Raw genomic sequence first — 12,788 nt, 5'->3', positions numbered from 1 at the left:
TTCACCTTCACTCACGAGAGGCAGGGTGGTCATAGTGGTGATATAGCCTGCCAACAGTATAGATCGAAACTAAAGCCATAAAAAGCCCTCCATTTTCAGTCTTTCACCTAGATATATTCAAGTAAGATGTGATCTTATAACTTCTAATTAACACCGTAAAATCGATAAAGCGAAAAAACGATTATGAAACTAACCCTCTCCGTTAGCTGAAAAAGACCTTTTTAAATTCATGATAAAAAATGGTAGTTGTAGAAAAGAAATTTTTCCATGAATGAAAAACACACTGAAACTTAACTTCCAGTGTGTTTACTTTTGCTATTCTTCACTTTGTGAATACCACAGCACGAGCGTCCCTTATTTCTGGTTCTTAGATAACTTGGATGATACTGATCCTGCCTTTTTCTCAGGTTTTTTAGCTTTTAGGTTGGATGCCCAGGATACTCGAGACTCATACCTCTGACTAACTTCCTTGGTGACTAGGTTTTGTAAACGATCTTTGTCCTTTTCAAGGGATTCCTCTAGTGATAGTAGGCGTCGGGCAGGAAAGGATAAGCCCGCTAGAATTGTTGTTATAGTAGGGTCGGTTTCTGAGAAATATGTCCCTTCGAATAATTGTAAAGGTTCTCCAATCACTTCAAAGATAGATGGTACATTAATTAGCTTAGACATATTCTCTGGTCCTTCATAGATTATACCCGCTCGAATTACGCCTGTTGATTCAACAGGACAGAATATTGAGTGAACCCAAGATTGGTGGATTTCATTAGATGCGTCAGACATTGTCTTAGCGTCTGTGATAGTAGCCGAAGATATTAGCGTTACTCCTCTTGTGTTAAGAATATTCAATAGGTCCATCTCATCAAAGTTACCATAAAAAGAACTCTTTTGAGTTATTTTAAGTATGCTGTTAATTGCCTCCATGACTTGAAGATTAGAAGAAAGGTAGATCTGATGTTTGCTGGATTGTGGGTTAATCTTACGCATCTGATCATTGTCTACAAGGAATACAGAAGAGATGGCTTCGATTTTGGAAATCTCTTCAATACATTCAGAAGCATTGATTCGGTTTCCTGCTAACACGTTTCGTTCAGGTAAAATAGCAATAGCACCAATGTTGATGCCAGGCAGTTGCTCTAATAACAGCTCAATTAATAGAGGGCTCATACCTGATCCAGTACCACCGTCAGTAGAGAAGGCCACAAATAACAGCTTTATGTTCTTAAAGGCCCCCTTTACAAAGTCAATCATCTCTCGATAATGTTCATTAACAGCTCTTAATCCTATGGATCTATCTTGACCAGCACCATTATACCCAGGGACAAAATACTTCTTTTCCACCCTCGTGTTTACTGCCCCATCACGTTGATTAGTGTTGATCAAGGCGGTTTGAAAGCCCAAGGTTGTTGCTATCTCAGCTATATTACCACCTGCTTGACCTACACCCAAGATTCCTATTGTTTTCACCAGATCGCCTCCTTATCTTATTATGATAATACTCAAGTTTTATGAATTTAGACTTTTTCATTTAAAAAATGAATGAAAAGCTGGAGAAAAACATTGGTATTGCGTATCCCTATTCCCCAAAAATGGAATCCCAAAGGTAATTTGTAAAATGGTTAGGATTGGAAATTAGGTGTCCAAAACTGCTTTGTTTTCGTTTTTATCAGCTATAAATTCAATATCCAATTGTTCATTCTATAAAAAATTCTCTCTGTTATGCAGGGAGATTTCTTGTACACACACGGCCATATTTGTTATTTATTTCTTTAAGAAAAGTACTGAACAGCACTCTACATATCCAGTGTGTATGTGTCAACCCATGAGGTGCTGGTGAGTTGAATTTAAGGTAGGTTATCCTGCAGTCATGTGATTCTAACAGTCAAGGTAAATTTTATCCAAGATTTCTTAATTGAAATATTTTACGAAGGGGCGTATTCTATGAAAGTTATGGTTTTATAAGATATGGGAGATGGGCTCTATACGTCTACAGTCTATTCGCCAGTCATGTAGTTGAATTAAACTGAGGGAGAAAAGATTATGAATTTAAAATGGTTTTTAATGATGGCAGGTTTAATCATCATTTGGAGTGTTTCCTGGCCAATTTATAAACTTGCATTGGTATTTACACCTCCTTTGCTTTTTGCAGGGATGAGGTGTTTGTTGGGCGGCGTGCTCCTAGGTGCTGTCATTTGGAAAACACGTTCCCGCATTCAATGGCGAAAGAATTGGAAAATATATGTCGTTACCGGCACTTTAAATATTGCTTTGTTCTATGGGTTGCAAACCGAGGGGCTTAAATTAGTACCATCTGGTTTATTCTCTGTAATTGTCTATTTTCAACCTATTTTAGTTGGTCTTCTTGCTTGGCTATGGTTAGGCGAATCGATGACCATAACTAAAGTACTGGGACTTATTCTAGGTTTTCTTGGAGTCATTTCTGTCAGCGCAGAAGGATTTTCCGGCCATGTTTCAATTTTAGGGATTATTTTCGGATTATTATCAGCACTTTCCTGGGCATTAGGTACAGTTTACACCAAAAAAAATGCTCACTCGGTTGATTCGCTTTGGATGGTAGCTTTCCAGTGTTTAATTGGGGGATTAGTTCTAATGATTGCCGGACTTTCGTCTGAAAAGTGGACTAGTATTGTTTGGAATGATACGTTTTTATGGGGCCTTTCATTTGGTACGATTCTGGGAATTGCGCTATCATGGATTCTCTACGTCATACTTGTGAAAACAGGGGATGCGAGTGTTGTGGCAACATTTACATTCTTAGTTCCAATGCTCGCAGTTGTCATAGGGACCGTATTTTTGAATGAACCCTTTACAAAACTCTTATTTTTAGGAATTGTACTGATTGTGGCCAGTATCTATCTCGTAAATAAGAAGCAAAAGCAGACGGAGAAACAGGTTGTTGTTCAAGGGGAAATTGGAGTTTAAAACTTTAAAGGATTGCCCCTCATTTTTTCTTTTTAATATTCACACATTTTAAAGCCAGAAATAAAAAGGATAGATGAGTAGAATAATATGCTCTATCTATCCTTTTTGCATTACATATTACTACATTTAGACAACAACAAAATCAGCTTACTGGTGCACGAAAGTCATCCGTTAGTGAAAGAATAACAGAAAGCTTCTCCCACATTTCCTCTCGTCCCGATAAAATCTTTATATTAAAATTATTAGTTTAGCTCTTGCAACGATACACACTCGACGTGTCCAGATTGTATGTGGCAACACATGGGTGTTTGTGAGTTACTTTGATAAATAATTCTATATATAAAAAACATACCAGCTAATATTACACTGGCATGTCCATATTACTTGCTTTTCCTATTGTTCCAAATGGAAAATACCATTTGGGGCTACAGCAATATTTTGTTCTTTTTGAATCCAATCACTACCATAATTCACCTGTGAAATACTAATCAAAAAGAGATGTACCAAGGTGAACAATCCAGGATGGATTTTCTTCTAATTTGTCTTCTTCCTTTAACCCCTTAAGTATAGCAACCCATTTGCCTCCTTTTTGACCAGTTTCTACCTTTTGTTTCTGAATCTTTCCTTTTTTTTGTACATATACATAGGTCGATTTTCCAAAGCCCATGATGCTCGTTTCAGGAACTGCTAACAACTGCTTTGACTGAACTACTACGTCTAGCATGGTATAGTAGCCAGGATATAGGCCCTTCTGTGAATCTAGACTTGCTTTAAAGGAATAGTATGGAATAGGTTCTTGTTGTGTATCTTTATCCTTATTTGCAGTTGTTTTATATGTAGGATAATCACTAACCTCCGAAATTTTTCCTTTCCATTTCTTATTGGCTACTACTTTAGAAGTTACTGTAATAGATTGGCCTGATGTAATTTTTGCTTTTTCTGCTTCTGTTAGCTTTCCTTCAATTTGAAACGGATCATTTGAAGCTATTTGCATGATTGCTAGTTGCTGATTTTCTTTTGCTCGAAAACCTTGACCTACATTTTGGTTCAGGTTTGATATTACACCTGCAGTGTTGCTGATGACAGTTAATGTTTCGAGCTCAGATTTTAGCTTTTCAGCCTGCAACGTATATTTTTCTACTTTTAGTTCTGCTGCACGGAGCTCAGCTTTTGCTTTATTTAGTTCAGCTTGAATTGACTGGATCGTGATAGCTTTAGTAGCTATGTTAGCTGTATCAACTGCATCAGTTGTATTGGTTGTATCAGTTGTATCAGTTGTATCAGTTGTATCAGTTGTATCAGTTGTAGAGGTTGTAGAGGTTGACTCAGCTTCTCGTATATCCTGCTCTAATGACGTGATTTGCTCTTTCATCTGAGTAACACTTGTTTCTGCTAGCTTTTTATTTACTTCTGCTTGTCCTTGCTCAGCCGCGACTGTTGAACCTTCATAAGAAAAGAGCTTTTGTCCTTTTGTAACAATTTCCCCTTCTTTTACAAAAATTTCCTGTATAGCTCCTTTTGTTACATTTAAATAAATCGTTTCAGCATGACTTTGTACAACACGACCTGACACTGTTTTTGTTTTAGTATATTTTTTTTCTGTTGGATTTATTAACACTAACGGCTTAGATTTACTTTTTTTAACTTCTATTACAGCTATGCTTAACATCACAGAAATGAATAAAAGAACAAGGATCCCAAGTAAAATCCATTTCTTCTGACGCGAGGTACGTACTTGTTCATTTTCTACACCAATTCTTTTTGCTGTTTCCATAACCCTACCCCTTACTTAATAGATATATAGCGAAAATTGCAATAAAGTGTTGAATCCAACTACTAGTATCTATTGTCCATTTTTTAATAGAAAGTTTCAAGGAGTAATTTTTAGATGATAAATCGTACTAAAAAGAGGCCTCCTAAAAAGAAGGCCCTTCACACCTATTAATATAATAAATACTTCTCACGAACCTCGTTAAATTCATCTAAATCGGCCTGCCATGCAGCTTTTATTTCTTCAATAGATTTGCCAGCTTCAATATCAGCACGGATCGAACCATTACCGACAAGGTTATCAAAGAAGGAGATTCCTGCTGCATTTGGCGCTCTGAATTGGAAATTGTTTGGATACATATCATGGATCGTTTTTACAATATATAATCCAGTTTCAAACGGCTTATAGGCATTTCGGTCTGTAACATGAATTTGAATTCCATGGCTTAAAACATTCGCATGCTTCGAGAAGGTCGGTATAAACGAAGCCGCTCGGAATGTGACACCAGGTAATTTGTAGGAGTTTAACTTGGCAGCCAAGTTGTCGCTATTAATGAACGGTGCTCCAATCAATTCAAATGGCTTAGTTGTTCCTCGTCCCTCCGAAACATTGGTTCCTTCAATGAGGGCAGCCCCTGGGTAGACTACAGCAGTTTCCAAGGTTGGCATGTTTGGTGATGGAAGTACGAATTCTAATGGCGAATCATCGTAATACATGTTTCGTTTCCATCCTTCCATTTCCACTACCGTTAAATCGGCTCCAATACCAAATTCGCTATTGAAAAGCTTAGCTAATTCCCCGACGGTCATCCCGTGGCGAACAGGGATCGGATATTCACCGATGAACGAAGAGTACTTATCCTCGAGCACAGGTCCTTCGACTTTTGTCCCGCTGATTGGATTGGGGCGGTCAAGAACGATAATTGGAATATTGTTCTCTTTTGCTGCTTCCATCGCTAGTGCCATGGTGTAAATATAGGTGTAATAACGTGTCCCCACATCTTGGATATCAAATAACAATACATCGACATTGCTTAGCATTTCAGGTGTTGGCTTTTTGGTCTTTCCATAAAGGCTGTAAACAGGAAGTCCTGTTTTTTCATCCGTATATTGTTCAACATATTGACCAGCTTGTGCACTTCCACGGACACCATGCTCAGGGCCGTAAAGAGCAGTCAGGTTCACATTAGGGTTATTGAAGAGTAAATCTACGATACTAGTAACGTTTTGATTGACCCCCGTCGGATTAGTGATTAAGCCGACGCGCTTATCCTTTATCAAATCAATCTTATCCTGCAACAAAACCTCTACGCCCAAACGGAATTTTTCATTCTTCTTCTCTTTATCGTTCTTTGCAACAGCTGCTGAAACGGTCGTAAGTAGTAGAACGAGAGCCAATAAACATGTAAGCCACTTTTTCAAAAGTACCCCTCCTCTTTTGATCTATCAAAGTTTAGGGAATATAGCCATACCTCTATTAGAATCAGTCACAACTAAATTCCCCTTTATCTATCCCCTACTTAGTATCCTAACCCGTGATCAAATCCATATAAAACACTGCCATCATGGTTGTAAATCGTAACTGGCAGTTTTCCTGTCGGATTATTTTTACCAAAAATTGTGTTTGCTGTTGCTTCAAAGCTCGTTGGTCTAAAACCAAATTGAACAAGATAGGCATCTACATCCGTATAGGACATAACGTCATATGGATTTCTAGCCCCAACAGCAATGACAGGTACACCAGTCTCGATGAGTTGTCTTGTCATCACCATTTGACTAGCGTCGTTGGCTCTGCCTCCAACACTTGAGGTGTAGGTTCCAGCAATGATGTATTTCGCATCCTTCACTTGTGCTAATTGTGTAGCATTAAGTGATCCTGAAGCATTGATATAAATTGCGCCAGGATGGTGTTTTTGGACCTCAGCTGCAAGGAGATTCATGGAGAAAGTTGAATTACCAACCACAACAATCTTATCATCAGGAGAAACATTAAGTGGAAGCACATCATTATTTTTTACAAGCGTAATTGATTTTTCTGCTGCTTCTTTTTCAACTGCTTTATGTTCAGGTGAACCTACTACTTGAATAGCATTCGCAACCTTTTCATCAAGACTCTTTTCTACTTCTGACTTAACAATACTTCTATTTAATTTCAGGGTTAATATCCGCTCTACTGACTGCTCAAGTCTTTCTTCTGAAATATCACCAGCGTTGACTGAATCATAAAGTCCATTTGCCACCGCTTGGATTCCAACAGGCATTAATAGGACATCTGCACCTGCTTTTACAGCACGGATAGCGGCATCAACGGATCCAAAGTGATCAGCAATCGCACCCATATTCATCGCATCAGTAACGATTACTCCCTTAAAGCCCATTTCTTCGCGCATTAAACCCGTTAATATTTTGTGGGAAAGCGTACCTGGTACAGAGACTTCTGTTCCGTCCTTTTTAGAAATTGCTTTTGTATCATCAATTTTCGGGAACGTCACGTGTGCTGACATAATCGCATCAATACCAGCATCCATTGCCTGCTGGAAAGGATATAATTCTACTTTCTTCAATCGATCAAGATCATGAGGTACCGATGGAAGTCCTACATGTGAATCAACCGCAGTATCTCCATGACCTGGAAAATGCTTAGCAGTGGCCGCAGTGCCCGTTTCATGAAGTCCTTTAATATAAGCATTACCTAATTTTCCAACTAACTCAGGATTCTCACTGAAAGAACGAACTCCGATTACCGGATTATCTGGATTGTTGTTTACATCCAGCACAGGTCCAAAATTCATATTAATCCCAAGGGCGTTTAGCTCTTCGCCAATAGCTTTACCAACCTTTTCAGCGGTTTCTTCAGAGCGTGTTGCACCAAGTGCCATATTTCCTGGCATGTCGGTACCAGTTTGCAGACGTGTAACGATTCCACCTTCTTGGTCAATGGAAATTAACAGTCCGTACTTTTCCGCAGATTCTTGATAGGCACTAACGAGCTTAGTTGTTTGATCAGCTGTCACCGTATTTTCACGGAATAAAATCACACCACCAAGATGATAGTCCTTTACAAGCTTGGCAATTTCGTCGTTCATTACCGTGACATTTTTGCCATTCCAATTTCTAAAGTCAGGCATTAGCATTTGTCCGACCTTTTCTTCCATTGACATGTGATCGATTGCATTGCCGATAAGGTCATAACGGGCGCCTTTTTCTTTTTCAACAAGGATTTTGTCTTGATTTCCCTTGAATTGAATTGAAATTCTGTCGCTATTGCTGCCATCGCTGACAGAGATAAACGTTGTACCATTGTGACCGGATAAAGTTACTTCTCCATCTTTAGATACAGAGGCAACATTCTTATTAGAAGTCTTCCATTTTAAGTTCTCAGACGCCAGCATAAAGTGGCCATCCTCATAAACATGAAGTGCTTTTAAATCAAGTTTGTTATCCTTTACTTCTCTTGTAACCTGTGGAACATTGAGATCAATCACTAAATCCGCGATTCCTGAAGCTGCTGTTGCTCCTGAAAACGGAATCCCTGTCAACACGAGTGCAAATGCTAGAAACGAGGTCATAAATGTCTTTAAAAATTTTCGCATGTTTCTCCTCCTCAAGTTATTCTTTTTTTAATAGTCCCTTAGTTCCCATTCATTTTTTGCAAAAGAAAGAGCATCTCCAGAATCAAGTTTTGGATTCTGAATATACCAGCCGCGGGAATTTGTAGAACTATCGGTTCGATAGACAAACCGTAATTTCGTCGAATCACTAGGTATATCCAATTCTTTCTTTTCCCAGCCATTGCTTGTGCCTGTAAATTGAGCAAGCTGGTGCCAGCTGCCATCTCTAAAAATCTCTACGGATCCGATATCCCATACATTCTCAATCATGTGCCATGTGGAGAACGTGAGTGTGGTATCTTTGGATAATTGAAGATCAGTTTCCATTACTCGGTTTAGCTTGTCGCCGTACCCTGCAAACCAAGCATCACTCTTACCTGGAATCGAGACAGGAATCGAATCAGCTACATTTCTTGCAAATAAGCGACGGGTTTGATTCATTGACCCCATATTTCTTGACGGATGGACACGGTTGGTCAGTAAGATCGCTACTGTTTTATTGTTCGGGCTTATTACAATCGAAGTTCCTGTATACCCCGTATGGCCAAAAGAGTATGTACCTTCTGATAAAGCATCCATATACCAGCCCTGGCCTAGCTCCCAGCCAAGGCCATGGTCATTCCCAGGGAATGCGGCGTTCTGATTTTGCAGCAGCAACTGTACCGTTTCCGGCTTCAGGATTCTTTTACCACCATACTTGCCTTCATTAATAAAAATATGGGCAAGCTTAGCAAGGTCATTTGCAGTTGAGAACACACCGGCATGTCCGGCAACCCCATCCAATGACCAAGCATTCTCATCATGAACTTCTCCCCAGACGAGACCGCGATTTGGTGTCGACTGATATTCAGTTGCAGCAATGCGATTTTTCAAAGAAGCCGGCGGATTGTACATCGTATCCTTCATCCCTAAAGGTTCTGTGATGTGCTCCCGGACAAATTCATCCTGACGCTGGCCGGAAATGTGCTCAACTAACATTCCTAGCGTAATCATGTTTAAATCACTGTATTCGTAAGTCGTACCGGGGGCATTTTTCAAAGGTTGGTTTAATACCAGCTTCAGCCTATCTTCTCTTGAATTCCCTTTTGAATATAAGGGAATCCAGGAGACAAATCCGGATGTGTGGGTTAACAACTGGCGAATCGTTACGTTTTCTTTCCCGTTTGCAGCAAATTCTGGAATATGTTTTGCCACCGGATCATCAAGATTGAATAATCCTTTTTCAAAAAGAATCATCACGGCCGTAGCAGTGAAAATCTTGCTGATAGACGCCAAGTCAAAAATCGTGTCGTTTTCCATAGGAATTGGATTTTCCATTTCGGTAAACTTACCATCGGTGTATTGAGCCGAATAGCCATAAGCGTCATGTTTCACAATTTTCCCAGCTCTCGCTACAAATGTGACAGCGCCTGGCATTAATTTTTGTGAAATTGCATGGTTCATAATTTGATCGATTTGCTGGAGTGGAGCTTCCACCATTCCGGCTCCTCGTGCAGAGCTTGGGTGAAGTACGCTCGAAACAGGGATGACAGTCGAATTCCATGTAAAGACAGGGTGTGGCTTCTTTGATGGGAATGTGAGTTTTCCTTGCTTTTCAATCGTTGGATCATTAGGAAGGTCATTGTTGGCAAATACTGTTGATGTGCCTAGTAGCATGGTACAAACTGCTGTAATCATAAACGTTTTTCTTTTCATACGTCCTCCTTTAAACAATTGAATGAATTGTAGGCGGGCTCTCCCCTATGTATACCAAGATACTGGCAACGCTTACAATTTATAGTAAAAGCATATAGGTAATGGTGTACAGTAGTCTATACCACATAAGTCCCGTAACAGCCGTTTCTACAGGTCAAAAGGATTACGCCATTGGCATTATTTTTTAAAATTTCTAATAAAAACGTGAAATTTTATTTCAGAATTCAGCGGATTCGAGATAATTCTCTAAAGATTATCAAATATTGAGGACATGGTAAGGTTAATTCCCCCCGCCTATTTTAATAGCAGTATTTTATGAAATTTAAAATGGTCACAAGTATAAGGACTAGCACTGCACAATTAGAAAACACAAATTATTTCAATTGTTTAATAAATTGGGATATACACAAAAAGAACCCCCGGTAATCTATTCGGGGGTCTAGGTAGTTATTTTTTACACACGGCCACATAATACTTTTTATTCTTTCAATACTAGTAGTGAACAGCACTCCACATGTGCCGTATGCGGGAACATGTCCACAGGTTGGATATATTTTATTTCGTATTTCGCACTTAAAGTCTGAATGTCCTTCGCCAATGTTGACGGGTTACATGAGATGTAAATGAGTTTTTTGGGCTCTGCCTGTAGGATGGTCTGGATTAACTGCGCATCGAGGCCTGTTCTTGGTGGATCGACTACAGTGACATCGGGCTTCCAACCCTTTTTGACCCATTTAGGAAGGACTTCCTCTGCTTTTCCAGGCACATATTTTGTATTGTTAAATCCGTGGCGTTTTGCGTTTTTCTTCGCATCCTCGATCGATTCGGTGATGACGTCCATCCCACGGACTTCACCAGCCTGGTCAGCGAGCCATAGTCCAATTGTTCCTACTCCACAATAGGCGTCAACTACTTTTTCTTGGCCAGTCAGAGCTGCTGCTTTTTTCACTTCATTATAAAGCTTTACCGTCTGAACAGGATTCAACTGGAAGAAGGTCCTGGCTGAAAGCTCGAACTGTAAATCTCCTAATGTTTCTTGGATGTAATCTTCCCCTGCTAACGGAAGTGTTTCTTCTCCAAAAATAAGAGATGTTTTTTGCCCATTGATGTTCTGAACAATTGATTTCACATTAGGCAGCCGTTTTTGGATTTCCTGAATGATGATCTCTGCTTTTGGTAATTCCTTCTGAGTTGTAATCAGGACGATTTGCAGTTCGCCTGTTTGGATGCCGACACGAGTGACAATCGTACGAATAATACCTTTTCTGGACTTTTCATTATAAATCGGAATTTTTAATTCCTCTAGTATCCGTTTAACTACTGAGGTTGCTTCATTTGTTTGCGCATGCTGGACGACACATTCATTAATGTTAATCAATTGATGGGAATTGAGGCCATAAAGTCCAGCAAGTACCTTGCCATCGATTGCCTTCACTTGAAAACTGCTCTTGTTTCTATATCCCCATGGGTCTTCCATTCCAATCGTTTCGCGGATATCGAGTTTGTTGATGTTAACTTTTGTATGGCGCTCAAGTGATTGAATGATAATATCACGTTTTTCCTTTAGTTGTTGTTCGTAATTCAGGTGCTGCAATTGACATCCTCCGCATTGATCATATACTGGGCAAAGCGGCTGTACACGATGCGGGGATTTAATTCGAATTTTTTTGATTTTAGCCTCAGCAAATTTCGGGTTAATCTTCGTCGCCTCAACGACAACCTCTTCACCCGGAAGGGCACCTGGTACAAAGACGACCTGCTTTTTAAAATAACCGACGCCTTCCCCATTAATCCCTAGCCGTTTGATCGTGAGCGGAAAGGTTTGATTCAGTTCAATTTTTATATTTTGATCAGTTTTCATCTATTTCACTCCAAAGTATTCCATACATTCATATAGATAGTTTCATTTTAATTTTCCCCGTATTATAGCATGATTCAAACAGAAAAACCGAATTTCATTAGAAATTCAGTTTTTGTGGGTGTTACTGTTCATTTGAATTTATTTTTTTCTTCGGAAATTGATCAAGACTTTTGAACTTGTAACCCTTTTTCTTTAAGTCCTGAATGACCTTTTCCAGAGCATCGGCGTTGTCCTTTGAGACAGTGTGTAATAGTAAGATACAGCCCGGATGGACCTGCCTCATGATATTATCGTAGGAATATTGCCAGCCTTTTTGCGAATTCACATGCCAATCGACGAAAGCGAGTGACCAGAATACATGCGTAAAGCCCTCTTCATTAGCAATCTGCATCGTTCTTTCACTAAATACCCCCCGTGGTGGACGAAGGTATTTCATTTCTTTTTGACCAGTTAATTCTTTGGTTTTGATGCGGACCTTTTCGAGCTCTTCACGAATCCTTTGATCACTTACGGTTGTCAGGTCCGGGTGATGCCAAGAATGGTTACCGACAATATGCCCTTCTTTGACCATCCTTTTCACTATGTCCTCTGCCGAAAGCAGGTAATGTCCGGTGACAAAAAAGGTTGCAGGTACCTTCTCCTTTTTTAAAATATCAAGAATCTGAGGGGTATAACCTTGCTCATACCCGTTATCGAAGGTAAGGTAAAGTGTCTTTTTATTAGGGTCACTTTTATAAAAAGCACCGTATTTTTCGATCAATTGATCCAGCTCGGCCCCAGCTTCTGCTGGCTGCTCATTTACCCCTTTATTAAAGCCCCAATGGATCGGCTGATTGGAAACAGCCGCATATGTACTCTGCGGTATAAATAAAAGCAGCATACTAAGGATGCACAAAAATCTTTTCATCCAT

General features: G+C 39.6%; 8 protein-coding genes. 1 reads left to right on the top strand and 7 read right to left on the bottom strand.

Annotated features, from left to right (window positions below; all coding sequences use genetic code 11):
* Positions 1-354 precede the first annotated feature (354 nt).
* Positions 355-1,464, bottom strand: coding sequence for an FtsZ/tubulin family protein (locus tag KW850_RS14035; protein ID WP_218348198.1), 1,110 nt, complete (start codon positions 1,462-1,464; stop codon positions 355-357).
* 573 nt (positions 1,465-2,037) lie between these two features.
* Between KW850_RS14035 and KW850_RS14030 the strand changes: the two genes are divergently transcribed.
* Positions 2,038-2,940, top strand: a complete 903-nt coding sequence (locus KW850_RS14030; protein ID WP_218348197.1) for a DMT family transporter — start codon at positions 2,038-2,040, stop codon at positions 2,938-2,940.
* A 484-nt stretch (positions 2,941-3,424) separates the two neighbouring features.
* Here KW850_RS14030 and KW850_RS14025 read toward each other — a convergent pair whose 3' ends face one another.
* From KW850_RS14025 to pdaA, 6 genes are all read right to left on the bottom strand, one after another.
* Entirely contained in the window at positions 3,425-4,714 is a 1,290-nt protein-coding gene (locus tag KW850_RS14025; protein WP_218348196.1) for an efflux RND transporter periplasmic adaptor subunit, read from the bottom strand.
* A 167-nt stretch (positions 4,715-4,881) separates the two neighbouring features.
* Positions 4,882-6,132 carry an exo-beta-N-acetylmuramidase NamZ family protein gene (locus KW850_RS14020; RefSeq protein WP_218348195.1) on the bottom strand — a complete coding sequence of 417 codons (1,251 nt, stop codon included), beginning with the start codon at positions 6,130-6,132 and terminating at the stop codon, positions 4,882-4,884.
* Between the two features lie 98 nt (positions 6,133-6,230).
* Positions 6,231-8,303, bottom strand: a complete 2,073-nt coding sequence (locus KW850_RS14015) for a glycoside hydrolase family 3 protein (protein WP_218348194.1) — start codon at positions 8,301-8,303, stop codon at positions 6,231-6,233.
* Positions 8,304-8,330: 27 nt separating this feature from the next.
* Entirely contained in the window at positions 8,331-10,016 is a 1,686-nt protein-coding gene (locus KW850_RS14010; RefSeq protein ID WP_218348193.1) for a serine hydrolase domain-containing protein, read from the bottom strand.
* Between the two features lie 478 nt (positions 10,017-10,494).
* Complete coding sequence (gene rlmD / locus KW850_RS14005) at positions 10,495-11,877, bottom strand: 23S rRNA (uracil(1939)-C(5))-methyltransferase RlmD (protein ID WP_218348192.1); 1,383 nt, start codon at positions 11,875-11,877, stop codon at positions 10,495-10,497.
* A 121-nt stretch (positions 11,878-11,998) separates the two neighbouring features.
* Positions 11,999-12,784, bottom strand: a complete 786-nt coding sequence (gene pdaA / locus KW850_RS14000) for a delta-lactam-biosynthetic de-N-acetylase (protein WP_218348191.1) — start codon at positions 12,782-12,784, stop codon at positions 11,999-12,001.
* Positions 12,785-12,788 lie beyond the last annotated feature (4 nt).

It is taken from the genome of Bacillus sp. sid0103 (genome assembly GCF_019219025.1).
The sequence above is the reverse complement of the archived record's forward strand: the minus strand, read 5'-3'. Positions and strand labels throughout refer to the sequence as shown.